Source organism: Pseudomonas sp. AP19 (assembly GCF_001728855.1).
GTDB lineage: Bacteria > Pseudomonadota > Gammaproteobacteria > Pseudomonadales > Pseudomonadaceae > Aquipseudomonas > Aquipseudomonas fluorescens.
Map to the genome: position 1 here is coordinate 75,782 of NZ_LXJP01000024.1, position 25,124 is coordinate 100,905.

At 60.9% G+C, this 25,124-nt stretch carries 25 protein-coding genes and 1 pseudogene; 19 read left to right on the plus strand and 7 right to left on the minus strand.

Annotation, left to right across the window (positions count from 1 at the left end):
- Window positions 1–46: 46 nt before the first annotated feature.
- Entirely contained in the window at window positions 47–322 is a 276-nt protein-coding gene (locus tag A7D21_RS17835) for a DUF6124 family protein (RefSeq protein ID WP_017136205.1), read from the minus strand.
- Between the two features lie 601 nt (window positions 323–923).
- Here A7D21_RS17835 and phnC point away from each other — a divergent pair.
- From phnC to A7D21_RS17920, 18 genes and pseudogenes are all read left to right on the plus strand, one after another.
- Window positions 924–1,757, plus strand: a complete 834-nt coding sequence (phnC, locus tag A7D21_RS17840) for a phosphonate ABC transporter ATP-binding protein (RefSeq protein WP_069552268.1) — start codon at window positions 924–926, stop codon at window positions 1,755–1,757.
- 32 nt (window positions 1,758–1,789) lie between these two features.
- Window positions 1,790–2,791, plus strand: a complete 1,002-nt coding sequence (phnD, locus tag A7D21_RS17845) for a phosphonate ABC transporter substrate-binding protein (RefSeq protein ID WP_069552269.1) — start codon at window positions 1,790–1,792, stop codon at window positions 2,789–2,791.
- A gap of 146 nt (window positions 2,792–2,937) precedes the next feature.
- Window positions 2,938–3,720: a phosphonate ABC transporter, permease protein PhnE gene (gene phnE, locus A7D21_RS17850; RefSeq protein ID WP_069552270.1), complete on the plus strand. Its 783-nt coding sequence runs from the start codon at window positions 2,938–2,940 to the stop codon at window positions 3,718–3,720.
- Window positions 3,721–3,756: 36 nt separating this feature from the next.
- Window positions 3,757–4,461, plus strand: a complete 705-nt coding sequence (gene phnF / locus A7D21_RS17855; RefSeq protein WP_073636930.1) for a phosphonate metabolism transcriptional regulator PhnF — start codon at window positions 3,757–3,759, stop codon at window positions 4,459–4,461.
- An 11-nt stretch (window positions 4,462–4,472) separates the two neighbouring features.
- Window positions 4,473–4,910, plus strand: coding sequence for a phosphonate C-P lyase system protein PhnG (gene phnG / locus A7D21_RS17860; protein WP_053255197.1), 438 nt, complete (start codon window positions 4,473–4,475; stop codon window positions 4,908–4,910).
- On the plus strand, window positions 4,910–5,500 hold the full coding sequence (phnH, locus tag A7D21_RS17865) for a phosphonate C-P lyase system protein PhnH (RefSeq protein WP_053255198.1): 591 nt from the start codon (window positions 4,910–4,912) through the stop codon (window positions 5,498–5,500). The genes phnG and phnH overlap by 1 nt, the downstream gene beginning before the upstream one ends.
- Window positions 5,500–6,576, plus strand: coding sequence for a carbon-phosphorus lyase complex subunit PhnI (locus tag A7D21_RS17870; protein WP_069552271.1), 1,077 nt, complete (start codon window positions 5,500–5,502; stop codon window positions 6,574–6,576). Before phnH ends, A7D21_RS17870 begins: the two co-directional genes overlap by 1 nt.
- On the plus strand, window positions 6,569–7,435 hold the full coding sequence (locus A7D21_RS17875) for an alpha-D-ribose 1-methylphosphonate 5-phosphate C-P-lyase PhnJ (protein ID WP_069552272.1): 867 nt from the start codon (window positions 6,569–6,571) through the stop codon (window positions 7,433–7,435). Before A7D21_RS17870 ends, A7D21_RS17875 begins: the two co-directional genes overlap by 8 nt.
- On the plus strand, window positions 7,432–8,244 hold the full coding sequence (gene phnK, locus A7D21_RS17880) for a phosphonate C-P lyase system protein PhnK (RefSeq protein WP_053255201.1): 813 nt from the start codon (window positions 7,432–7,434) through the stop codon (window positions 8,242–8,244). The genes A7D21_RS17875 and phnK overlap by 4 nt, the downstream gene beginning before the upstream one ends.
- Complete coding sequence (phnL, locus tag A7D21_RS17885) at window positions 8,244–8,963, plus strand: phosphonate C-P lyase system protein PhnL (RefSeq protein WP_053255202.1); 720 nt, start codon at window positions 8,244–8,246, stop codon at window positions 8,961–8,963. The genes phnK and phnL overlap by 1 nt, the downstream gene beginning before the upstream one ends.
- Window positions 8,953–10,101, plus strand: coding sequence for an alpha-D-ribose 1-methylphosphonate 5-triphosphate diphosphatase (locus A7D21_RS17890; RefSeq protein ID WP_053255203.1), 1,149 nt, complete (start codon window positions 8,953–8,955; stop codon window positions 10,099–10,101). Before phnL ends, A7D21_RS17890 begins: the two co-directional genes overlap by 11 nt.
- The gene (gene phnN, locus A7D21_RS17895) at window positions 10,101–10,664 is read left to right on the plus strand and encodes a phosphonate metabolism protein/1,5-bisphosphokinase (PRPP-forming) PhnN (protein WP_053255204.1); all 564 of its coding nucleotides are present in this window, start codon (window positions 10,101–10,103) and stop codon (window positions 10,662–10,664) included. Before A7D21_RS17890 ends, phnN begins: the two co-directional genes overlap by 1 nt.
- A complete protein-coding gene (gene phnP / locus A7D21_RS17900) occupies window positions 10,655–11,404 on the plus strand; it encodes a phosphonate metabolism protein PhnP (protein WP_069552273.1) in 750 nt (249 codons plus the stop codon). Before phnN ends, phnP begins: the two co-directional genes overlap by 10 nt.
- Window positions 11,405–11,872: 468 nt before the next feature.
- Window positions 11,873–14,803: a M10 family metallopeptidase C-terminal domain-containing protein gene (locus A7D21_RS35390; protein ID WP_141718234.1), complete on the plus strand. Its 2,931-nt coding sequence runs from the start codon at window positions 11,873–11,875 to the stop codon at window positions 14,801–14,803.
- Between the two features lie 239 nt (window positions 14,804–15,042).
- Window positions 15,043–15,816: a M10 family metallopeptidase C-terminal domain-containing protein gene (locus A7D21_RS17910; protein WP_171902619.1), complete on the plus strand. Its 774-nt coding sequence runs from the start codon at window positions 15,043–15,045 to the stop codon at window positions 15,814–15,816.
- 221 nt (window positions 15,817–16,037) lie between these two features.
- Entirely contained in the window at window positions 16,038–16,613 is a 576-nt protein-coding gene (locus A7D21_RS36265; RefSeq protein WP_053255208.1) for a hypothetical protein, read from the plus strand.
- A 52-nt stretch (window positions 16,614–16,665) separates the two neighbouring features.
- Window positions 16,666–16,853: pseudogene (locus A7D21_RS34460) on the plus strand (type II toxin-antitoxin system HicA family toxin).
- 21 nt (window positions 16,854–16,874) lie between these two features.
- The gene (locus A7D21_RS17920) at window positions 16,875–17,279 is read left to right on the plus strand and encodes a type II toxin-antitoxin system HicB family antitoxin (protein WP_069552276.1); all 405 of its coding nucleotides are present in this window, start codon (window positions 16,875–16,877) and stop codon (window positions 17,277–17,279) included.
- Window positions 17,280–17,284: 5 nt separating this feature from the next.
- Here the strand turns inward: A7D21_RS17920 and A7D21_RS17925 are convergent, their stop codons facing one another.
- On the minus strand, window positions 17,285–18,481 hold the full coding sequence (locus tag A7D21_RS17925) for an MFS transporter (protein ID WP_069552277.1): 1,197 nt from the start codon (window positions 18,479–18,481) through the stop codon (window positions 17,285–17,287).
- A gap of 178 nt (window positions 18,482–18,659) precedes the next feature.
- Here A7D21_RS17925 and A7D21_RS17930 point away from each other — a divergent pair, with 178 nt between their 5' ends.
- Window positions 18,660–19,274 (plus strand): DUF5666 domain-containing protein, encoded by a 615-nt coding sequence (locus tag A7D21_RS17930; protein ID WP_053255210.1) that lies wholly within the window; start codon window positions 18,660–18,662, stop codon window positions 19,272–19,274.
- A gap of 134 nt (window positions 19,275–19,408) precedes the next feature.
- On the opposite strand, the gene A7D21_RS17935 is transcribed toward A7D21_RS17930, so the two are convergent.
- From A7D21_RS17935 to A7D21_RS17955, 5 genes are all read right to left on the minus strand, one after another.
- Complete coding sequence (locus A7D21_RS17935; protein ID WP_053255211.1) at window positions 19,409–20,413, minus strand: sulfate ABC transporter substrate-binding protein; 1,005 nt, start codon at window positions 20,411–20,413, stop codon at window positions 19,409–19,411.
- Window positions 20,414–20,518: 105 nt separating this feature from the next.
- Window positions 20,519–21,343, minus strand: coding sequence for an ion transporter (locus A7D21_RS17940; RefSeq protein WP_053255212.1), 825 nt, complete (start codon window positions 21,341–21,343; stop codon window positions 20,519–20,521).
- 31 nt (window positions 21,344–21,374) lie between these two features.
- Window positions 21,375–22,247, minus strand: a complete 873-nt coding sequence (locus A7D21_RS17945) for an urea transporter (RefSeq protein ID WP_069552278.1) — start codon at window positions 22,245–22,247, stop codon at window positions 21,375–21,377.
- 131 nt (window positions 22,248–22,378) lie between these two features.
- Window positions 22,379–23,794: a pyruvate kinase gene (gene pyk / locus A7D21_RS17950; protein ID WP_069552279.1), complete on the minus strand. Its 1,416-nt coding sequence runs from the start codon at window positions 23,792–23,794 to the stop codon at window positions 22,379–22,381.
- Window positions 23,784–25,064: a glycerate kinase gene (locus tag A7D21_RS17955; RefSeq protein WP_069552280.1), complete on the minus strand. Its 1,281-nt coding sequence runs from the start codon at window positions 25,062–25,064 to the stop codon at window positions 23,784–23,786. The genes pyk and A7D21_RS17955 overlap by 11 nt, the downstream gene beginning before the upstream one ends.
- Between the last annotated feature and the right edge of the window lie 60 nt (window positions 25,065–25,124).

Below are 25,124 nucleotides of genomic sequence, written 5' to 3' on the forward strand. Positions count from 1 at the left end.
CCGCCATCGCAGGCAAGCCAGCTCCCACACTAGATCGCCTCAGCCATCAGGCCACGGGGCACTCGCGATTCAGCGCTTGATCCACCAACAACTGCGCAATCTCAACCATCTGCACCACCGCCAGCACCTGTTTGCGGCTTGAGCCGTCCAAATGCTCAGCACAGTCGTAGGCACACACCGTCGCCGATTCCAGCATCTCGCTGGCATTGCTCAAGGCAACTTCGGTACTGAGGCCGGGGCGGACGGTGAAGATGAGGTTGGGTGGGGTTTGTGGGGTGTCATCCGAGGTGGATGGCGGGGGATTGGGTGTGACTTTTTTCATGGTGAAGCTCCTATGAATGAGCACCTCCATTTCGCTACCACACGATGTAAGGAGGCGACTGTACACGGGGTGGTAGACCGGTCATAGAAACCCGGCAGGCCGAAGCCTCCCGTGCACAGCCGCCACAAAGCAGCCCGCACAAAAAAACGCCCGTAAGCGTTTTGGGGATCTATGAAAGAACCGGGCTACCACACCCGTTCGCTGATTTTGCAGCGACCCGCGAAGGTTAGCGGCGAGGTTGCTCGGACGCAACCTGAAAGATGTGTAGGGCAGGTCCTAACAAGAGGGCAGCTAAAAAGAGGGAGCTATACGTCGTTACCGATCGTTCCCACGCTCCGCGTGGGAATGCATCCCGTGACGCTCTGCGTCACCGTTGCGCAAAGCTTCGCCTGATTCGGGACGCAGAGCGTCCGAGGCGGCATTCCCACGCAGAGCGTGGGAACGATCAAAGTCCTACAGCTACTTCCAATCTTTCATCAAACCTTCATCAAACGGTTTTACTCCAGTCATGTGCAAGTCATAGGGCTGACACAGCCCGCGCCTACTGTCGTTTGTACTCAAACGCAGCCACGGACGGCTGTTCAACCAGACAGAGAAGCCCATGACTCCAGCTATCCATGTCGATCATCTGAACAAGACCTTTGCGAAGAAATCCGCATTGGTCGACCTCGAACTTACCGTTGCCACCGGTGAGATGGTCGCGCTGATTGGCGCTTCCGGCTCCGGCAAGTCGACCTTGCTGCGCCACCTGGCGGGCCTGGCCTGTTGCGACAAGAATAATGGCGGCAGCGTCAAGGTGCTCGGCCGGGAAGTGCAGGCCAGCGGCCGGTTGAACAGCAAGGTGCGGCGCCTGCGCTCCGACATCGGCTACATCTTCCAGCAGTTCAACCTGGTCAACCGCCTGAGCGTGCTCGACAACGTGCTGCTCGGTTGCCTGGGCCGCATGCCGCGCTGGCGTGGCAACCTCGGCCTGTTCAATGCCGAGGAAAAACAGTTCGCCATGGAGTCCCTGGCCCGCGTCGGCCTGGCGGACCTGGCCGCGCAACGTGCTTCCACCTTGTCCGGCGGCCAGCAGCAACGCGTGGCCATCGCCCGGGCCCTGACCCAGCGCGCCGAAGTGATCCTCGCCGATGAACCCATCGCTTCGCTGGACCCGGAGTCGGCGCGCAAGGTCATGGAGATCCTCGCCGACATCAACGGTCGCGACGGCAAGACCGTGGTGGTCACCCTGCACCAAGTCGATTACGCCATGCGTTATTGCCCGCGAGCCGTGGCGCTCAAGGGCGGCCGAATTCACTTCGATGGCCACGCCAGCGAGCTGAGCAGCCAGTTCCTCAATGATTTGTACGGTGCCGATGTCGACACCAGCCTGATGTTTTCCGACCAGACCCGCACCACCGTCGTCCCCGCACGGTTGGCCCTGGCTCGCGCTTGAAACCCCAATAACGACCCACAGGAATCCTCTCCATGTTGAACCGTATCGGTCATGTGTTTCTGTCTGCCGTGCTGCTCGCCAGCGTGGCCATGGGCAATGCCCAGGCCGCCGACAAGGCGATCAATTTCGGCATCATGTCCACCGAGTCTTCGCAGAACCTCAAGAGCATCTGGCAGCCCTTTCTGGATGACATGCACAAGAAGACCGGCCTCACCATCAACGCCACCTTCGCCTCCGACTACGCCGGCCTGATCCAGGGCATGCGCTTCAACAAGGTCGACGTGGCCTGGCTGGGCAACAAGGCCGCGATGGAAGCGGTGGACCGTTCCAACGGCGAAATCTTCGCCCAGACCGCTGCCGCCAACGGTGCCGCCGGTTACTGGAGCGTGCTGATCGTGCGCAAGGACAGCCCGATCAACAACGTCGATGACATGCTCAAGAACGCCAAGAACCTGACCTTCGGCAACGGTGACCCGAACTCCACCTCGGGCTACCTGGTACCGGGCTACTACGTGTTCGCCAAGAACCACGTTGATGCCGCCACTGCCTTCAAGCGCACCCTCAACTCCAGCCATGAAGTCAACGCATTGAGCGTGGCCAAGGGGCAGTTGGACGTCGCCACCTTCAACACCGAAAGCTGGGACCGCCTGGAAGTCACCCAGCCCGACAAGGCCGCCCTGCTCAAGGTGATCTGGAAGTCGCCGCTGATCCCCGCCGACCCGATGGTGTGGAGCAAGGCCCTGAGCGACAGCGAGAAAACCAAGATCCGCGATTTCTTCGCCAACTACGGTGACACCGACGAAGAGAAGGCCGTGCTGAAGAACATGCAACTGGGCAAGTTCCTCAAGTCCAGCGACGACCAACTGCTGCCGATCCGCCAACTGGAGCTGTTCAAGCAGCGCACCACTATCAGCGCCGATGACAAGCTGGAAGCCGCCGACAAGGCCAAGAAGCTCGCCGACATCGACGCCGACCTGGCCAAGCTGCAAGAGCGCATCACCGAGCTGGACAAGAAGACCGCAGCCAACGGCTAACCCCCTGTAGGAATCGGGTTCATGTGGGAGCGGGCTTGCTCGCGAATACGGTGTGTCATTCAACGCATCCGGCGACTGAGTCACCGCATTCGCGAGCAAGCCCGCTCCCACATAAGCCTTGCCCACACACTTATTGAGAGTGACCCATGACTACCTTGCATGCTGAAGCAGTGGGCAAAAGGACTTGGCCGCAGTACCTCGGCTGGGGCCTGTTCCTGATCCTGCTGGCCTGGGCCTGGCACGGCGCCGAAATGAACCCGCTGGCGCTGTACCGCGACTCCGGAAACATGGTGACCTTCGCCGCCGACTTCTTCCCGCCGGACTTCCACGAATGGCGCTCCTACCTCAAGGAGATGATCGTCACCGTGCAAATCGCCCTCTGGGGCACGGTGCTGGCGATTGTCTGCTCGGTGCCGCTGGGCATCCTGTGCGCCGACAACATCACCCCATGGTGGATCCACCAGCCGCTGCGCCGGGTGATGGATGCCTTCCGTTCGATCAACGAAATGGTGTTCGCGATGTTGTTCGTGGTCGCGGTGGGCCTCGGTCCTTTCGCCGGTGTTCTGGCCTTGTGGATCAGCACCACCGGCGTGCTCGCCAAGCTGTTCGCCGAAGCCGTCGAAGCCATCGACCCGGGCCCGGTTGAAGGCGTCAGAGCCACCGGCGCCAGCGCCCTGCAAGAGGTGATCTACGGCGTGATCCCCCAAGTGATGCCGCTGTGGGTGTCCTACGCGCTCTACCGTTTCGAAGCCAACGTGCGCTCGGCGACGGTGGTGGGGATGGTCGGTGCCGGCGGCATCGGCGTGATCCTGTGGGAGAACATCCGCGCCTTCCAGTTCGTGCAGACCTGCGCGGTGCTGCTGGTGATCATCGTGGTGGTGAGCTGTATCGACGTGCTGTCCCAACGCCTGCGCAAGCAGTTCATCTGACTACGGAGGGGTGCCCCAGGGCGCTTTTTTTTAAGCATGCAGTTGTCTAGACAAGATGAGCCGGTGTACCGCGAACTCGCCGATATCCTGCGCCGCGAACTGAGCAGCTATCAGGCCGGCGACTTCCTGCCGGGCGAGGTGCAGCTGGCCGAACGCTTTGGCGTGAACCGCCACACCCTGCGCCGGGCCATCGATGAGCTGGTGTTCGAAGGCAGCCTGTTGCGCCGCCAGGGCAAGGGCACCCAAGTGCTCGACCGCCCGCTGATTTACCCGATGGGCGCCGAGACCTCCTACAGCCAATCGCTGTCGGCCCAGGGCGTGGGCGTGGAAGCGCTGCTGCTCAAGCGCCGCTACTGCTTCGCCAGCCGCGAAGAGGCGCAGCAACTGGGCATCGCCGAGATGGCACCGATGATCGAGCTGCAAACCTTGCGCAAGCTCAATCACCAGCCGGTCAGCCTGATCCGCCACCGCTACTGCGCCAGCCGTGCGCCGTTGCTGGCGGACTACAACGGCGGCTCCCTGCGCCATTACCTGCGCGAGCGCGACCTGCCGTTGACCCGCACCCACAGCCTGATCGGCGCGCGCTTGCCCAACCGCGACGAAGCCGCGCTGCTGATGATGCCCCGGCATTTGCCGGCGCTGACGGTATTCACCCTTTCCCGCGATCGCGACGGCCGCCCGGTGGAGCTGGCGCAGTCCACCAGCCGTTCCGATCGCTTCCAGTACCAAGTGGTGACCTGATGGAGACCCCGATGAACCTGTCCCCGCGTCAACACTGGATCGGCGTGCTCGCCCGCGCCTTTCGCAGTGAATTGCTGCCCCATGAAGACGCCCTGCGCGACGTGGATTACCAACTGATCCGCGCCCCGGAAATCGGCATGACCCTGGTGCGCGGCCGCATGGGCGGCAATGGTGCGCCGTTCAACGTCGGCGAAATGAGCGTCACCCGCTGCGTGGTGCGCCTGGCCGACGGCCGCACCGGCTACAGCTACCTGGCCGGGCGCGACAAGGTCCACGCCGAGCTGGCGGCCCTGGCGGATGCGCATTTGCAGGGCGCGCACCCGAGCATCTGGCTCAGCGATTTGATCCGCTCGCTGGCCAACGCCCAGGCCGAACGCCGGGCGCAAAAAGAGGCCGACACCGCCGCCACCAAGGTCGAGTTCTTCACCCTGGTTCGAGGAGAAAACTGATGAATGCCCAACTCTTGCAACCGGCGTTCGTAGACCCGGTGCTGGATGCCCAGCGCGGTTTTCGCGGCGCCCTCAAGGCCCTCGCCGAGCCCGGTTTGATCCAGTCCTTGCCCGCGGCGCCAAGCCTTGAAGGCCTGGCGCCGGGCACCTACGCGCTGTGCCTGGCACTGCTGGATACGGACACGCCGCTGTGGCTGGCACCGAGCTTCGACACGCCGCTGATTCGCGCCAACCTGGCCTTCCATTGCGGCTGCCCGCTGACCACACGCCGGGAAGAGGCCGCGTTCGCCTTGCTCGGTGAACAGGACTTGCTCGACCTCGGCGGCTTCGACCACGGCAACGACCGCTACCCCGATCAGTCCTGCACCTTGCTGGTCCAGTTGACCGACCTGGAAGCCGGTCGCGCCTTGAACTGGCAAGGCCCGGGGATCAAGACCCAGCGTCAGGTCAACCTGCCGGTGCCTCAAGCCTTCTGGCTGGAACGCCAACGCCGCGAAACCTTTCCACGTGGCCTGGACGTGTTGTTCGCCGCCGGCCATCACCTGATCGGCCTGCCACGCAGTACCCGAATTGCACAGGAGCGTGCCTGATGTACGTAGCCGTCAAGGGTGGCGAACAGGCCATCGACAATGCCCACCGCCTGCTGGCGAAAAAACGCCGGGGCGATACATCCATTCCTGAACTGAGCGTGGAGCAGATCCGCGAGCAACTGCCGCTGGCGGTCGCCCGGGTGATGAGCGAAGGCTCGTTGTACGACACGGAGCTTGCCGCACTGGCGATCAAGCAAGCGGCGGGGGATCTGGTGGAAGCGATCTTCCTGCTGCGGGCCTACCGCACCACGTTGCCGCGCTTCAGCCCGAGCCTGCCGATCGACACCGCGCAGATGTCGTTGAGCCGACGTTTGTCGGCCACGTTCAAGGACGTGCCGGGCGGCCAACTGCTGGGCCCGACCTTCGACTACACCCATCGCCTGCTGGATTTTGCGCTGCTGGCCGAAGGTGAATACCCTGGCCCGCAAACCGCACCGGATGCGACTCTGGAAGCGTGCCCGCGGGTGCTGGGCTTGCTGGCCAAGGAAGGCCTGATCAAGAACGAATCCGACGACACCGGCAGCGTCGCCGACATCACCCGCGACCCCCTGGAATACCCGGCCAACCGTGCCCAGCGCCTGCAAGCCCTGGCCCGTGGCGATGAGGGTTTCCTGCTCGCGCTGGGTTACTCCACCCAGCGCGGGTACGGCCGCAACCACCCATTCGCCGGTGAGATTCGCATTGGCGACGTAGAGGTGTGGATCGACCCGCAAGAACTGGGTTTCCCGGTCTGCCTGGGCAGCATCGAAGTCACCGAGTGCGAGATGGTCAACCAGTTCGTCGGCTCGGCCACCGAGCTGGCGCAGTTCACCCGCGGCTACGGTCTGGCGTTCGGGCATGCCGAGCGCAAGGCCATGGGCATGGCCCTGGTGGACCGCTCGCTGCGGGCCAGCGAGTTCAACGAAGAGATCGTCTCGCCGGCCCAGCAGGAAGAATTCGTACTGTCCCACTGCGACAACGTCGAGGCGGCGGGCTTTGTGTCCCACCTCAAATTGCCTCACTACGTGGACTTCCAGTCCGAGCTGGAACTGATCCGCAAACTGCGCCAACCGGCCGAGGGCACCCGCCATGAATGACCTGACTCAAACGCCTGCGCGTGACCCGGCGTACAACTTCGCCTACCTGGATGAGCAGACCAAACGCATGATCCGCCGCGCCTTGCTCAAGGCCGTGGCGATCCCCGGTTACCAGGTGCCGTTCGGTGGCCGCGAGATGCCGCTGCCTTACGGCTGGGGCACCGGCGGCATGCAATTGACCGCCGCAATTCTGGGGGGCGACGACGTGCTCAAGGTGATCGACCAGGGCGCCGACGACACCACTAACGCCGTGTCGATCCGCCGCTTTTTCGCGCGCACGGCGGGGGTTGCCACCACCGAAAGCACCCCGGACGCCACGGTGATCCAGACCCGCCACCGCATCCCGGAAACTCCGTTGCAGGCCGACCAGATCATGGTTTACCAGGTGCCTATCCCGGAGCCGCTGCGCTTTATCGAGCCGTCGGAAACCGAGACCCGCACCATGCACGCCCTCAATGACTACGGGGTAATGCACGTAAAGCTCTACGAAGACATCGCCACCTTCGGCCATATCGCCACCAGCTACGCCTACCCAGTAATGGTGGACGAGCGCTACGTGATGGACCCCTCGCCGATCCCGAAATTCGACAACCCGAAACTCGACATGAGCCCGGCGCTGATGCTGTTCGGTGCCGGTCGCGAAAAGCGCCTGTACGCGGTGCCGCCGTACACCCAGGTCAACAGCCTGGACTTTGAAGACCACCCCTTCGAAGTGCAGAAGTGGGAACACAACTGCGCCATCTGCGGCAGTCACGATTCGTTCCTCGACGAGCTGATTCTGGATGACGCCGGCACCCAGAGTTTTGTGTGTTCCGACACCTGGTACTGCGCCCAACGGGTGAAGGAGAGCAACCAATGATCCAGGCCTTGATGAAACAACCACCGCTGAGCGTGCCCGTCGAGCCGTTGTTGCAAGTGCGTGACCTGTCGCTGCTGTACGGCCCGGAAAAGGGCTGCCAGGGCGTGAGCTTCGACCTGTATCCCGGCGAAGTGCTGGGGATTGTCGGCGAGTCGGGCTCGGGCAAATCCACCTTGCTCTCGCTGCTCAGCGGTCGCCTGCCGCCCCAGGCCGGCAACATTGGCTATCGCGGCAAGGACGGCGAATGGCTGGACCTGTACAGCGCCAGCGAAGCCGAGCGCCGCACCTTGCTGCGCACCGAATGGGGCTTTGTCGAGCAGAACCCACGGGACGGCTTGCGCATGGGCGTCTCGGCCGGCGCCAACATTGGCGAGCGCCTGATGGCCCAGGGCGTGCGTAATTATCAGCAGCTGCGCGGCGCGGGTCTGGACTGGCTGAGCCAGGTGGAAATCGACCCGCAACGCATCGACGACTTGCCCCGGACCTTCTCCGGCGGCATGCAACAGCGCCTGCAAATCGCCCGCAACCTCGTCTCCAGCCCGCGTCTTGTCTTCATGGACGAACCCACCGGCGGCCTGGACGTGTCGGTGCAAGCGCGCTTGCTCGACCTGTTGCGTGGCCTAGTGCGCGAGCTGGACCTGGCCGTGGTGATCGTGACCCACGACCTCGCCGTAGCACGCTTGCTGGCCGACCGCCTGATGGTGATGCGCCGTTCGCGGGTGGTGGAAACCGGGCTGACGGACCAGATCCTCGACGATCCACAGCACCCTTACTCTCAACTGCTGGTGTCTTCGGTATTGCAGCCATGATGAATGCCTTGATCGAGGTCCGTGACCTCTCGAAAACCTTCACCTTGCACCAGCAACACGGCGTGGTGCTGAACGTGCTGCGCGGGGTGGAGTTCAGCGTGAAAGGCGGCGAGTGCCTGGTGCTGCACGGCCAGTCCGGCGCCGGTAAAAGCACCTTGCTGCGCACCTTGTACGGCAACTATCTGCCGGCGGGTGGCAGCATCCGCGTGCAGCACCTCGGCGAATGGCTGGAGCTGGTGGGTGCCGAGCCCCGTGAGGTGTTGCAAGTGCGCCAGCAGACCCTTGGCTATGTCAGCCAGTTTCTGCGGGTGATCCCGCGTGTGGCCTGCCTGGACGTGGTGATGGAGCCGGCCCTGGCCCGCGGCTGGTCCCGGGACCTGGCGCGCTCCCGTGCCGAACTTTTGCTCAGCCGCCTGAACATTCCCCAGCGCCTGTGGCAGCTGGCGCCCGGCACCTTTTCCGGTGGCGAACAACAGCGGGTCAACATCGCCCGCGGCTTCATGGTGGCCTGGCCAGTGATGCTGCTGGACGAACCCACCGCGTCACTCGACGACAGCAATCGCCAGGTGGTGCTGGAACTGATGAACGAAGCCAAGGCAGCCGGTGCCGCCTTGATCGGCATCTTCCACGACCGCGCCGCCCGTGAAGCGGTCGCCGACCGCCATTTCGACATGACCCCCGCGCCTGTTGCCCAAGAGGAATACGCCCATGCCCGCTGAACAGATCCTCAGTAATGCCCAGGTCGTCACCGCTGACCGTGTATTTCTTGGCTCGGTGGTGCTGCGTGACGGGCTGATCGTCGACATCGCCGAAGGCCGCAGCCAGTTGCCCCAGGCCCAGGACCTGGACGGTGATTGCCTGCTGCCGGGCCTCGTGGAATTGCACACCGACAACCTGGAAAAACACATGACCCCGCGCCCCGGCGTGGACTGGCCGTCCACCTCGGCGGTGCTCAGCCATGACGCGCAGATCATCGCGGCCGGCATCACCACGGTGTTCGACGCGGTGTCCATCGGCGATGTGAACCCCAAGGGCAACCGCATGCAGAAACTGCCGGCGATGCTCAACGCCATTGCCGCTGCCGAAAGCGCCGGCCTGACCCGTGCCGAACACCACCTGCACCTGCGCTGCGAGCTGTGCCACCCGGACACGTTGAGCGTGTTTCGCGACCTGGTGGAAAACCCGCTGGTGCGCCTGGTGTCGGTGATGGACCACTCGCCGGGCCAGCGCCAGTTCGTGCTCGAATCCAAGTACCGTGAGTACTACATGGGCAAGTACCACCTGAACGACGAGACCATGGATGCGTTCATCAAGCTGCAAATGGCCAACTCGAAGGAATACAGCGACCGCTACCGCGCCGCGATCGTCGAGCATTGCCTGACGCGCGGGCTGTCGGTGGCCAGCCATGACGATGCAACCCTGGCACATGTCGAGGAGTCGGCGGGCTACGGCATGACCATCGCCGAATTCCCCACCACCCTGGAAGCGGCGCGGGGCTGCCAGGAACTGAACATGAAAGTACTGATGGGCGCGCCGAACGTGGTGCGCGGCGGGTCCCACTCGGGTAATGTGGCCGCCGCCGGCCTGGCTGCCGAGGGATTGCTGGATATACTTTCCAGTGACTACTACCCGGCCAGCCTGCTGCAGGCGGCGTTCGTGCTGGCCGATCAGCAGGACGGCGGCGATCTTTCCCGGGCGGTGAAGATGATCAGCCTGGCGCCGGCACATGCTGCGGGCCTGAGTGATCGCGGCGAAATCGCAGTGGGCCTGCGGGCCGATCTGGTGCAAGCGAAAAAAAGCCGCGACGGACTGCCAGTGGTCCAACAAGTCTGGCGACAAGCGAAGAGGGTGTTTTGATGGCGGGCAGGTTGATCTATCTCATCGGACCATCGGGTTCGGGCAAGGACAGCCTGCTGGATGCCGCACGACCGCGTTTGGCCGAGCGGGGCTGCCGCATTGTGCGGCGGGTCATCACCCGCTCGGCGGAAGCGGTGGGCGAGGCCGCGCAGGGTGTGAGCCCGGCGCAGTTTGCCGCGATGGAGGCCGAGGGCGCGTTTGCCCTCAGCTGGCACGCCAACGGGTTGTCCTATGGCATCCCCCGGGAGATCGATGAATGGCTGGCGGCGGGGCACGACGTGCTGGTCAACGGCTCCCGTAGCCATCTGGCGCAAACCCGGCTGCGTTACCCGAACCTGCTGGTGGTGTTGCTGACGGTGGACCAGGCGGTGTTGCGCCAGCGCTTGCTGGCGCGGGGCCGTGAATCCCTGGCGGACATTGATCTGCGGCTGGCGCGCAATGCCCGATTCGCCGACAGCTTGAGCACGGCAGCAGACGTGTTCCTGCTCGACAATTCCGGCCAACTGGAACACACGGTCGAGCGCTTGCTGGGCTGCCTCGACGGGCAACCGGCATGCGCCTGACACTGCTGGGCACCGGAGACGCGCGGCAAGTCCCGGTGTACGGCTGCGAGTGCGCCGCCTGTGGTCTGGCCCGCAGCGACGAAAGCCTGCGACGCCGCCCATGCAGCGCATTGATCGAGTGCGGCGACCAGCGCTGGTTGATCGACAGCGGGTTGTCCGACCTCACCGAACGCTTCCCGCCGCGCAGCTTCAACGGGATTTTCCAGACGCACTATCATGCCGATCACGCCCAGGGCCTGCTGCATTTGCGCTGGGGCCAGGGGCTGGTGATTCCGGTGCATGGTCCGGTGGACGCGGAAGGTTTGTCCGACCTGTACAAGCACCCCGGCGTCCTCGATTTCAGCCAGCCGTTTGCCGAGTTTGAAACCCGCCGCTTTGGCGAGCTGAGCGTCACGGCGTTACCGCTGCTGCATTCCAAACCCACCTTGGGTTACCTGCTGGAAGGCGAGGGGCGGCGCATCGCCTACCTCACCGACACTGTTGGCCTGCCACCCGCCACCCGCGACTGGCTGCAACGCGAGCCGCTGGATGTGCTGGTGCTCGACTGCTCCATGCCGCCGCAGCCGCAGGCACCGCGTAACCACAATGATTTGACGCTGGCGTTGCAGTGCATTGAGGAGGTCGGCGCCGAATGGGGCGTGCTGACTCATGTGGGGCATACGCTGGATGCGTGGTTGTTGCAGCATCGGCGCGAGTTGCCGCGCAACGTCACCGTAGGCTGGGATGGGCGGGTGTTGTAGTGGGCTCGGGTTGGCCTGTTTGAAGATTCCGGCATGAAAGCCGTAGGACGAGCGTTTAGTTAAGAGTAAGAATGTATTAAGTTCTAATGAAGTACTTTGCAGCGTTTGCGAGGGGGGCTAAGTGTTTGGGTGGGATTTGTGAGTGGTGATTAGTGTGAGTGTAACTTTTTGCTTTGTTGAACGGTTCCAGTTGTCTGGCGTCTTTTGATTTTCATTAAATTTCCATATATAAAACAATTGGTTGGGCGGGCGTGGTGAGTTGTCTTTGGGGCGAGTTTGTAAAGGTTGATGGCGTTGCCAGGTAACTTGATACATGGTTTTTAGTGTGGCTGTTTTGAAATAAAGTGGTGGTTGGAATATTGCCTTTCTCTATGGAAACTTAACCGGGCTTTGACGGCTAAGTCGTCGAGGTTATGACTCGCATTTTGTGAGTTGGTTACTTTTAGTAGTGAGAGGCCTATTTGGTTTATGAATTCTTTAGTTGCTCCATCCTTCACCTGTTACACACGAAACTCCGATATTGAATCGCTGGCCGTCTTTCCTGATAAGCCAGATCATACGGTTTCCCGTGCGTCGGCGAAAAAACCATCCTTCACGACGGATCAAGCGGCCGCGCACATCACCCGAGGGGGTTACAAGTTTCACGATCGAAATGACGATAAAAAAACAATCATCTCTTACAACTTTGCCGGTGGGTTTACTCCGCAACAAAAAGAGCGTGCCCTATTAGCATTACAGTCATGGGCGGACTTGGCCAATATCACTTTCAAGGAAGGTGCCGCGGGTGCGGATGGTTCAATAACCATTAAAGATATTCCTGATTATGGTGGTGGGTGGGCGTTACTTCCGAATAAACATTTCTACAATGTTTCGGCCAATATTGGTACGGCGAATGCTGACGGTACTCCACCGCTGGGCAGTTACTTTCTGTTGACGACTGTGCATGAGCTGGGACATGCCATCGGTCTTGAGCACCCCGGTGGCTACAATGGCGGGGGCAGCTATGACAGTAACGCCGATTACGCGGAAGATACCAGGGCCCGCAGTGTCATGAGTTACTGGTCTGAGCGTAATCAGCCGGGGCATGATTTCAACTCGCGGATGCCTGCCGCTCCGATGATTGATGATATCGCGGCGATTCAGCGTGTTTATGGCGTGAATACTAAAACCCGGAATACCAACACCACCTACGGTTTTAATTCCAACACCGATCGAGACTTTTACAGCCTGAAAGACGGCACCGAGAAACCGATTTTTTCGGTGTGGGATGGCGGTGGCATCGATACGCTGGATTTCTCGGGGTTTGCACAGAATCAGACGATCAACCTCAATGCTGAGGCGTTCTCCGACATCGGCGGGCTCAAGGGAAACGTTTCGGTTGCGAAGGGCGTGGTGGTAGAGAACGCCATTGGTGGTTCGGGTAAAGACACCTTGGTGGGCAACCAGGTTGCCAATCGCCTGAAGGGCGGTGGAGGGGCAGATGAGCTGCTGGGCGGTGGTGGCGGGGACACCTTCATTTACGATCGGGCGAGTGACTCCACGCCCGAGAGCCCTGATCTGATCAAGGACTTTACCAGCGGTTCCGACAAGATTGACGTCTCTGGCGCGCTTAAGTCTGCCGGTATCAAGGCGCTTACCTTCGGTGCCTTGACGGGGCGGCCAGGCGATGCGGTCTTGAGCTTCGACCACAACACCGGAGAGGGAAGCCTGGCCATCGACTTTTCGGGAAATGGCAAGGCGGATCTCTATGTAAAAAGCAAAGGAGAGATCAAGCGTGGGGATGTCCTTGAACAAGGGGGCAAGCCGGATGATCCCAATCCTGACCCCAAACCGGATCCGAAGCCCGACCCAAAACCTCGCAACACGGACACCACTTACGGTTTCAACTCCAATAGCGGTGATCCCGCCACTAGCCTCACCTCCTCCAGTGATAAACCCCGTTTTACGGTAAAGGACGCCGAGGGTATCGATACGCTCGACTTCTCGGGGTTCAACCAGAACCAGATCATCGACCTTCATTCCGGATCGGCTTCTGACGTGGGTGGCACGAAAGCTAACGTCTCGATCGACGCTTCCAGCATCATTGAAAATGCCATTGGTGGTGCGGGCAATGATCTGTTGATCGGAAATCACGTGAGTAACCGACTCAAAGGTGGGGGCGGTTCGGACAAGTTGTGGGGCGGCGGTGGCGCTGACACGTTTGTTTATGAACAGTTCAGTGATTCAACGCCTGAGGCGCCTGACCTGCTGATGGATTTCATCAGCGGCACCGACAAGATTGATGTGTCAAAACTCATGAGTGCTGCCGGCATCCGTAAACTGGATTTCGTCAGTGTGTTGACGGGCAAGGCGGGTCAAGCCGTTTTGAACTACGACTCGCAGTTCGACACAGCCAGTCTGGCCATTGATCTCAAGGGCGATGGCAAGGTTGATCTGTTGGTGAAAAGTATCGGTGAGATCAAGGCCGGTGATGTCCTGGTTAGTGACGGGGTGGATCCAAAGCCGGATCCAAAGCCGGATCCGAAGCCGGATCCGAAGCCGGATCCGAAGCCGGATCCGAAGCCAGATCCGAAGCCAGATCCGAAGCCGGATCCGAAGCCAGACCCGAAGCCGGATCCGAAGCCGGATCCGAAGCCAGACCCGAAGCCGGATCCGAAGCCGGATCCAAAGCCGGATCCGAAGCCAGACCCGAAGCCGGATCCGAAGCCGGATCCGAAGCCGGATCCAAAGCCAGATCCAAGACGAGAAGAGAAGGACGATACGATCTACGGCTTCAACTCCAACACGGGCAAGCCTCATATGACCCTGACGTCCGCCGCCGACAAGCCGGACTTCACCGTCCATGACAAGAGCGGTAACGATACCTTTGATTTTTCCGGCTTCACCCAGAGTCAGGTCATCAGCTTGAACGGGGGAACCCATTCCAGTGTGGGTGGGTTGAAAGATAATGTGTTTATCACCGAAAAAACCGTCATCGAGAATGCCATTGGTGGCGGTGGCGACGACAGGATGAGTGGCAATGAGGCAGACAACATCCTGATTGGCGGCGCGGGAGCCGATAACCTGACCGGTGGCGGCGGCTGGAACACCTTCAAATATAACGCAGCCTCCGACTCGACCCGCGAGCGTGCGGACCTGTTGATGGATTTCACCACTGGCAAGGACAAAATCGATTTGTCGCAGATGAGCAAGAGTGCGGGTGTCGATTTGAACTTTGTGGACAAGTACACCGGCAAGGCGGGCGATACGATCATAAAGTTCAATACGGTAACCGGGCGTTACTTGCTGGCAGTCGATTTGACCGGTGGAGGCAAAACGGAGTTTCTGATTAAAAGTACACGGATAATAAGCCCGGAGGATGTTATAGGCCTGGCACTGAAGCCTGATACGTATCTTTGACCGCCCGGAGCATACGCGGCGCTTTCTTGGGCTCCGAAAGGGCAGTTAATACAACCAGTGTCGGATACCGTGTTGATTGTGTGACTGTTATTGTTTAAGTACTTCTTCGGAAATAATATCGGGGTTGGTGAGTTGTACTTTCATATGGCAGCTTATTGGTCCCGGTAAATAGGATTTCCGGGGCTTGTGGGCCGTGTATGGAAAGGCCCGTTATTTGGTCTTGTAAAGGATGTTGTTACGTGATAAATGCCTCTTCCGTTTTTAATTTTTATGTACCAAACCCGGCAGTGCCGGCAACGCCGGGCAATCGTTATGCCGATAAAAGTGCGAGCGCCGTGATTGGCCGGCCGGAACCCGAGCCGGGTGTTTCGGATACGGTCTACGGTTTTAACTCCAATACCGGCAACCGATCCATGAGCCTGCACTCTCTTAGTGGTGCGCCAAGGTTCACCGTACAGGACCGACGCGGAAACGATACCCTGGACTTTTCCGGGTTCAGCCAAAACCAGACGATTGATCTGCGTGATGGCGCGGCTTCCAGCGTGGGCGGCCTGCGTAATAACGTCTCGATAGGTAAAGGTGTGACAGTGGAGAATGCCGCAGGCGGCGCAGGCCACGACGTGTTGATTGGCAACAACGTCGACAATGTGTTGACCGGCGGTACGGGCGGCGACGTCCTTTGGGGAGTGGGCGGTACAAATACATTCCGCTATGAAAAAGCCAGTGATTCTCCCTATTACAACGCGGACCTGATCATGGATTTTGTCAGTGGCAGAGACAAGATTGATCTGACGCAAATGATGAAGGAGATCAATACGCCCTTGCAATTGGTTGACGACTACACGGGGCGTATTGGCGATACGGTGGTGAAGTTTAATCCTCAGAGTGGCCGCTACTTTGTGGGGGTAGACCTCACCGGGCGTTGTGAATCGAACTTCCTTATTAAAAGTGCCCGATGGGTAAGGCCTTCGGATTTGGTGGGTCCGGTTGTTGAGCGGCAACGTCCGGTATAAAACTGTTTGCTGAGGCGCGTACAGTCTAAAGGTTGATTGCACTATGCATCCGCTCTGCAGACGTCCGCGCCTTGGTGTTTTTATCTTTCAGGTAAAGGCAGTTTTACTGCGAGATGGATTGCATAAAGTTAAACTGATGTTATGGGTATAAGTTTTCCTGATTTACGGTATTCAGAGATAGTGGGGTGTTTAGCTATTAGTTAAAAGGAGTGTGCTGTTTTATGAGAAGTTCTTATCCTGGGGCCATTGAATTGTCGCCCCACAACTTGCCGGTGTCTGACCCTGGGCCGTTCGGGGTGGGTGCCAATAACAAACCTTCGTATACGACGGACCAGGCGGCCAAACACATCACCCGGGAAAACATGGTGTTTCGGGACCGCAACGATGACCAGAAAGTTGACCTGACCTACACCGTAGACAAGCGTTTCACCGCCCAGCAGCAACACCGCGTGCGCCAGGCCGTGCAGTCCTGGCAGGACGTCGCCAATATCACCTTCAAGGAACAGGCCGGTGGCGCTGATGGCACCGTCAACATCAGGAGCAATCCAGGGGGCGACGGCGGCGTCGCCGCCTGTAGATTCGACGACGGGCACACTGGCCGCGTTAGGCGAGATGATCACGAAGACACTCTCACTGTTGTTGCAGTTATTGCGCACCGCGGCCAGGCCCTGACCCTCCGGCCTGGGGACAACACGGCCCACAAGTCCCGGGGCGGCGGTTCATCAGGGGGTACATTCATGGGTTTTCCAGCATCCGGTAAAACAGCCGTCAGTCAGCCTGACGAATTCTGTGCTTGAGTAAAGATAACTCTGGAGTTGCTTTTATTTAGGCCGGAGCAAGGAGGCTGTGGTGCAAAGCAGGCTATTGATCAAAGAGCTGCAAGAGGCAGGTTGGGTGCTGGATCGGGTGACGGGCAGCCATCAGCTTTTTACCCATCGCTATAACCCGTACACGATACTGGTGCCCCATCCCAGGAAGGATCTGCCCCGGGCACCGTGCGAAGTATCAGGAAACGTGCCGGGCTGTTTTCGTTTTAGGACGGTTTAAGGAGATTTTCCATGCAATACCCAATCTGTATCGAATGGGGCGATGACTTTGTCGCCACCGGTATTCAGATCCCCGATATTCCAGGTGCCGTGACCGCCGGGGACAGTTTTGAAGAGGCCTACAACGCGGCGGTTGAAGTCGCGCACATCCTGTTGCAGGAGATCGCCGCAGAAGGCCGGGTGATTCCGATGCCAACGTCGGTGGTCGCCCATCATGACAATGAGGAATACGCCGGCATGGGCTGGGGGATGTTGGAACTCGACATTTCGCCGTATCTGGGCAAGACCGAGAAGGTCAACGTGACCTTGCCCGGCTACGTGATCCAGCGTATCGACCGCTATGTGCGCGAGCACAAAGTAAAAAGCCGCTCGTCATTTCTGGCGGATGCGGCTTTGGAGAAGTTGGTGCGGTTGTAGCTGGATTAGGCGGTGGCCACCGCCCCTTGCCGCGATGCACTCAGGAACCGCAACAACGCCACCAGCGGGAACGCACTGCCCACCAGCATCACGCCCAGCCAGCCGCCGTGTTCATACACGCTGCTGGCAATCGCCGAGCCGAAGGCGCCGCCGATGAAAATGCTGGTCATGTACAGCGCGTTCAGGCGGCTGCGGCTGTTGGCGTCAAGGGCGTAGATGGCGCGCTGGCCGAGGACCATGTTCATCTGCACGCAGAAGTCCAGGACTACACCGGTCACTGCCAGGCCGATCACGCTGTACAACGGGTGCACAAACGCCGGCAGGAAGCTCAACGCGGCGAACAGCATGGCCAGCAGCGAGGCGCGGTGCGTGTGACCGGCGTCGGCGAGGCGCCCGGCGATGGGGGCGGCAATAGCGCCCAGGGCGCCAACGAGGGCAAACAGTGCGATCTCGCTTTGGCTCAGGCCGTGATTGCGCGCCAGTTCCAGCGGGGCAGCCGTCCAGAACAGGCTGAACGTGGCGAACATGCAGCCTTGGTAAAACGCCCGTTGGCGCAATACCGGTTGCTGGCGCAGCAGGGTGCCGAGCGAGCGCAGCAGTTGGCCGTAGCTGGCGCTGTGGTCGGGTTGCCGTTTGGGAATGGTCAGCAACAGCACCACGCTGATAAACGCCATCAACGCGGCGGCGGCCATGAACATCGCACGCCAGCCGAAATGGTCGGCCACGACGCTGGACACCGGCCGTGCCAGCAGGATACCGAGCAGCAGCCCGCCCATGATGCTGCCGACCACCCGGCCACGGGATTCGGCAGGTGCCAGGTGCGCGGCCAGCGGGATCAGAATTTGCACCGAGACGGAACTGAAACCGATCAGCAGCGATACGAGCAGGAACAGATTCGGTTGCTCGGTAAACGCTGCGCCCAACAGGCTGGCGATGGCCACCACGGTGGTGGCAATCATCAGTTTGCGGTTTTCCAGCAGGTCGCCCAGCGGCACCAGGAAGAACAGGCCAAGCGCGTAGCCGATTTGTGTCAGCGATACAATCAGGCTGGCCATCGCCGGGGTCAGGCCGATGTCCGGCGCAATCAACTCGATGATCGGCTGGGCATAGTAGATGTTGGCCACAATGGCGCCGCAACAGAACGCAAACAACATCACCATGCCTCGGGTCATGGTGCTCGCAGCGTGTGGGGTAGCGTTCATGGAGTTCTCGTTAAAGCGTAGGAAGAAGGCATGCGAGAGTAAAGGCATCGCCGCGGCCGGAGTAGAGCGCTCGCAGTGATATCACTCATGCTGGAAATTAATGACTGAAACGTTAACTTTCGTGTCGAACGGCAATGATACATTCAGCCACAACTGCCGAAACAGGAAATCCACGTTCATGAAGATCACGTTGAACAAGATGCTCATGGCTTCAACCCTCGCCGCGGCCATGGCGATTGGCTTGGCCAATGCCGCTGAAGCCCCGCGTGTGGGTGTGCGCGGCGCCATCACCGCGATGGACGGCGACGCGATGCAGGTCAAGGTCAGCAGCGGTGAGGACGTCACCGTGCACTTGACCAACGCCACCCAGGTACGCGCCGTCACCCTGGCCAAGATCGATGAGATCAAGCCTGGCAGCTACATCGGTTCCGCTGCCATGCCCAACGCCGACGGCACTCTCACGGCGTTGGAAGTGCACGTGTTTCCACCGGCCATGGCCGGCACGGGCGACGGGCATCGTGCGTTTGATTTGAAAGAGGGCAGCAGCATGACCAACGGCACCGTCGGTGACCTGGTGGTCAGCCACGGGCGCACCCTGACGGTGAAGTACAAAGGCGGCGAGCAGAAGATTGTGGTGCCGGATGATGTGCCGATCGTCAACCTGGAACCGGGGGATCGCAGCTTGCTCAAACCGGGCGTGAAGGTGGTGCTGTTTGCGGCCCAAGGCGCGGACGGAACGATCACCGCTCAGGCGATTTCTGCCGGCAAGGATGGCGTGACGCCGCCGATGTAACTGGCGGGCAGAGCGCCCAATGTGGGAGCGGGTTTGCTCGCAAAGGCGGAGTGTCAGTCACCGAATCAATCGACTGAACCCCCGCTTTCGCGAGCAAGCCCGCCCGCACTTTTTTTACCGTGTTTGTTCAGTTATCACTGACCGGAATAGATCTGGTCAAAGACCCCACCGTCATTGAAGTGGGTTTTCTGCACGGTGCGCCAGTCCCCGAAGGTCTTCTCGACCGACAGGAAGTCGACTTTAGGGAAACGGTCGGTGTACTTGGCCAGCACTGCCGGGTCACGTGGACGCAGGTAGTTGTTGGCAGCAATTTCCTGGCCTTCCGGCGACCACAGGTATTTCAGGTATTCCTCGGCAGCCACTTTGGTGCCTTTCTTCTCGACCACTTTGTCGACGATCGACACCGGCGGCTCAGCTTCAGCGGAAACGCTTGGGTAGATCACTTCGAACTGATCACGGCCGAATTCACGGGCGATCATTTCGGCTTCGTTTTCAAACGTCACCAGCACGTCGCCGATCTGGTTGGTCATGAACGTGGTGGTCGCCGCACGGCCACCGGTGTCCAGCACGGGCGCGTGTTTGAACAGGTCGCCGACAAACTTCTTGGCCTTTTCCTCGTCGCCGCCGTTCTTCAGCACATAACCCCAGGCCGACAGGTAGGTGTAGCGCCCATTACCGGAGGTCTTCGGGTTAGGCACGATGACTTGCACACCATCCTTGAGCAAATCCGGCCAGTCTTTCAGGGCTTTCGGGTTGCCTTTACGCACGATGAACACCGTGGCCGAGGTGAACGGCGCGCTGTTGTTCGGCAGGCGGGTCACCCAGTTGTCCGGCACCAGTTTGCCGTTGTCCGCCAGGGCGTTGATGTCGGTGGCCATGTTCATGGTGATGACGTCAGCCGGCAGGCCATCGATCACGGAACGGGCCTGTTTGCTGGAGCCGCCGAAGGACATTTGCAGGGTCAGTTTGTCGTTGGGGTGCTCGGCTTCCCAGTGTTTCTGGAAGGCGGCGTTGTAGTCCTTGTAGAAATCGCGCATTACGTCATACGAGACGTTGAGCAGTGTGACGGGGGCGGCCTGAACGGCGCCCGCCAGGGCTAGGCCGGCGGCCAGGAGAGACGCGCTAACAAGTTTTTTCACTGCTCATTCCTTGTTGTTCGAGAAGGTTGTTGATTGAGTGAGGGCAATTTGCCAGCGACTATAGCCGGGCTTGCATAGACGTTTAAAGATTAAAACGAACTTTGCTTATTCCACTTTATGAAACAGGTTACTGCCGCAGCGCGAGCAAAACGCCGCGTTGGGTTCGTGGCTGTCTTTCTTGCACACCGGGCAGGCGTGTTGCAGTTGTTCACCGCGCATTGCACTGGCCAGCTCGGCGGTGAAAATCCCGGTGGGCACGGCGATGATCGAGTAACCGGTGATCATCACCAGCGACGAAATCACCTGGCCCAGCGGGGTCTTCGGCACGATGTCGCCAAAGCCTACGGTAGTGAGGGTCACGATCGCCCAATAGATGCCCTTGGGAATGCTGGTGAACCCGTGTTCCGGGCCTTCAATCACATACATCAGGGTGCCGAATACCGTCACCAGGGTGCACACGCTGACCAGGAACACCACGATCTTCTGTTTGCTGCCGCGCAGCGCCGCCATCAGGTAGTTGGCTTGCTTGAGGTAGGGGCTGAGCTTGAGCACGCGGAAAATCCGCAGCATCCGAATGATGCGGATGATCAGCAGGTATTGGGCGTCGCTGTAATACAGCGCGAGGATGCCCGGCACGATGGCCAGCAAGTCCACCAGGCCATAAAAGCTGAAGGCATAGCGCAACGGTTTGGGCGAGCAGTACAGCCGCAAGCCGTACTCAATGGCGAAGATAACGGTGAAGCCCCATTCGATGTAGGCCAGCACATCGGCATAGTTCTGGTGGATTTCGTCGATGCTGTCGAGCATCACGATCACAATGCTGGCAAGAATGATCAGTAGCAGGATGCCGTCAAAGCGCCGCCCGGCTGCGGTGTCGCTCTGGAATACCATGACATAGAGGCGCTGACGCCAGTCGCTGTTGCTGTCCATAAAACCCGCCTGAATCGAATATCGAGCAAGCCTAGGGGGATTCGAACGGGCTGTCCACGCGGGCTTTGAACATCCGCTGCGTGGCGCGCACCAGCCAGCAGGCGAGGATAAACGGCGCAGTCAGCGCAGGCAGGTGCAAGGCGGCAAACCCCGGCGTGAGGATGATCGCCAGCAGGATACCCAACAGTGGCAGCCACGGCTGGCGGCGAGATTGGCTCAAGGCCAGTGCTGCCAGGGCCGGGTTGTAGCTGTGCAGGCCGAGGAGGGCGCTGGCGGGTTCATCGAGCAGTAAAGCGACCAGCACGCCGGCGGTGGCGCCAATCAAGGCCCACAGGGCGGCGCGACGGTTGGCCAACACCAGGCCGACGGCAATCAAGACTCCCGCCAGTGGTTGGTCCAGCAGCATGACTTGCGCAAGGCCGGTAAAGGGCGCACTGACCACAGACAGAACGTCGGGCGCAACCAGGGCGAACGTAGGTTGAGGCGCGCTGCCGATCAGCAGCCAACCCAGGCCGACGAAGGGCGCGGTGTACGCAGACAAGTCATCCGGCTGGCGGGCATGTTTTAACCATTGCCGCGTGAGCATCGCACTCAGGCCGCCGCACGCCAGGATCAACGGCGGCAATAAGGCCGACCAAGCGAAATGCTGGCTGATCAACAAGCCCAGCAGCACACCGTTATAACTATAAAGGCCGGCCTGACGTTCCGCCTTGGGATAGCCCCGGCGCTGGGCCGTGAGCAACCCGGCCACGCCACCCAACAGTGCCCCGCCGAGCAAGGTCGGGGCGCCGATCAGGATGGCCAGCAGGCACAGCAGGCCGCACAGCGGCTGGCGCTGCAGGAAGATCTGGCTGAAGCCATTGAGCAGGGCTTCAGCCCAGTCGGGGCAGGGTTGGTTGGGCATGGTGAGTGAGTCTGAGGGACCGAGTTGCCCCCTTCGCGAGCAAGCCCGCTCCCACATTCGACCGAGTTGTCATGTCGAACAGTGATCAAAATGTGGGAGCGGGCTTGCTCGCGAAGGGGCCCTTACAGGCGCTAGATCAACGTCTCTATCCGTAGCGAGTTGGTCGACCCCGGCTGCCCAAACGGCACCCCCGCAGTAATCACCAACGTATCCCCGCGCTGCGCCATCCCTTGGGCCTGGGCAATCTCCAGCGCGGTGGAACACACCTCATCCACCTGGCGCAGCCGATCATTGACCACCGAATGCACGCCCCACGCCAGGCTCAAACGCCGGGCGGTGGACAGGTTCGGCGTAAGGTTGAGGATCGGGGCCACCGGGCGCTCCCGCGCCGCGCGCAGGCTGGAGCTGCCGGACTCGCTGTAGTTCACCAGCACCGCCACCGGCAGGATGCTGCTGATACGCCGGATCGCGCAGCTGATCGCGTCCGACACCGTGGCGTCGGCCTTGGGCCGGCTCACGTCCAGTTGCGTCTGGTAATCCGGGCCGTTTTCCACCTGGCGGATGATCTTGCTCATCATCTGCACGGCTTCCAGCGGGTATTCGCCCGAGGCGGTTTCCGCCGACAGCATCACCGCGTCCGCGCCTTCGGCCACGGCATTGGCCACATCCGTCACTTCGGCGCGGGTCGGCGCCGGGGAAAACCGCATGGATTCGAGCATCTGCGTGGCCACGACCACCGGTTTGCCCAATTGGCGGCAGGTGCTGATGATGTCTTTCTGGATTTGCGGCACGCTTTCGGCGGGCACTTCAACACCCAGGTCGCCTCTGGCCACCATGATTGCATCGCTCAGTTCGGCGATTTCCTGCAAGCGCTGCACGGCTGAGGGTTTTTCGATTTTGGCCATCAGAAACGCCTTGTCACCGATCAGCTCGCGGGCCTCGCGGATATCTTCCGGGCGTTGTACGAATGACAGCGCCACCCAGTCCACACCCAGCTCCAGGCCGAAGCTCAGGTCGCGGCGGTCTTTGGCGGTCAATGGGCTGAGTTCCAACAGGGCTTGTGGGACATTCACGCCTTTGCGGTCGGACAATTCGCCGCCATTCAGCACGGTGGTGTCGATGGCCTCGGCGTGTTTGGTGATGACCCGCAGGCGCAACTTGCCGTCGTCCAACAGCAGGTCCATGCCCGGCTCCAGCGCGGCGATGATTTCCGGGTGCGGCAGGTTGACCCGGCACTGATCGCCGGGTGTCGGGTCCAGGTCCAGGCGCAGGGCCTGGCCGCGCACCAGTTGCACCTTGCCCTCGGCAAACTGCCCGACCCGCAGCTTCGGCCCTTGCAGGTCCATCAGGATGCCCAGCGGGTAATTCAGCTGGCGCTCCACTTGGCGAATCCACTGGTAGCGCTGGGCGTGATCGGCATGGTCGCCGTGGCTGAAGTTGAGGCGGAAGATATTCACCCCGGCTTGCACCAGTTCGCGGATGTCATCGATGCCGTCGGTGGCGGGGCCGAGGGTGGCGAGGATTTTGACCTTCTTGTCAGGCGTCATGGTGGGCAGTCTCAAGAATCAGGATGGCGCGGAAGTCATTGACGTTGGTGCGGGTCGGCTCGGTAACGATCAAACCGTCGAGCGCGGCGAAATAGCCGTAGCCATTGTTGTTATCCAGCTCGTCGCTGGCCGACAAGCCCAAGGCCTCGGCGCGGGCGTAGCTGGTCGGGGTCATGATCGCCCCGGCGTTGTCTTCCGAACCGTCAATGCCGTCGGTGTCCCCGGCCAGGGCGTACACGCCGGGCAGGCCTTTCAGGCTGTCGGTCAGGCTCAGCAGGAATTCGGCGTTGCGCCCGCCACGGCCGTTGCCGCGCACGGTGACGGTGGTTTCACCGCCGGACAGAATCACGCACGGCGCCGCCAATGGCTGGCCATGCAGCACGATCTGCCGGGCAATGCCGGCGTGTACCTTGGCCACGTCCCGCGCTTCGCCTTCGAGGTCGCCGAGGATCAGCGGGCTGAACCCGGCCTGGCGTACTTTCACCGCCACCGCTTCCAGGGATTGCTGCGGGCGGGCGATCAACTGGAAGTGACTGCGGGCCAGCACCGGGTCGCCGGGTTTGACGGTTTCCGAGGCTGGGCTCTGCAACCAGCTGCGCACTGAGGCGGGCGCGTCGATCCCGTAGCGCTTGAGAATTGCCAGGGCTTGTTGCGACGTGCTCGGGTCGCCGACGGTGGGGCCGGAGGCGATGACGGTGGCCTGGTCGCCCGGCACGTCGGAAATTGCGTAGGTGTGCACCGTCGCGGGCCATGCGGCTTTGGCCAATCGGCCGCCCTTGATGGCCGAGAGGTGTTTGCGCACGCAATTCATCTCGCCAATGGTCGCGCCGGATTTAAGCAGGGCTTTGTTGATGGCTTGCTTGTCGGCCAGGGTGATGCCTTCGGCGGGCAGCGCCAGCAAGGCCGAGCCACCGCCGGACAGCAGGAAAATCACCCGGTCGTCTTCGCCCAGGTGGCTGATCAGTTCCAGCACACGCGTGGCCACCGCCAGGCCGGCGGCATCCGGCACCGGGTGAGCGGCCTCGACCACTTCGATTTTTTTGCACGGCGCGCCGTGGCCGTAGCGGGTGACCACCAGGCCGGTGACTTCGCCTTGCCAGCCGTTCTCGACGACGAGTGCCATGGCGGCTGCGGCTTTGCCGGCGCCGATCACGATCACACGGCCTGTGCGGTCAGCGGGCAGATAAGGTTCAAGGACATGCCGGGGGTGGGCGGCGTCGATGGCTGTGGCAAACAGCTCGCGAAGCAGGTGTTGCGGATCGACCGACATAAGCGGACTCCCGGGGATTTTTGTTATTAGAGATGGATCAATTTCAGACTTGGAATGCAA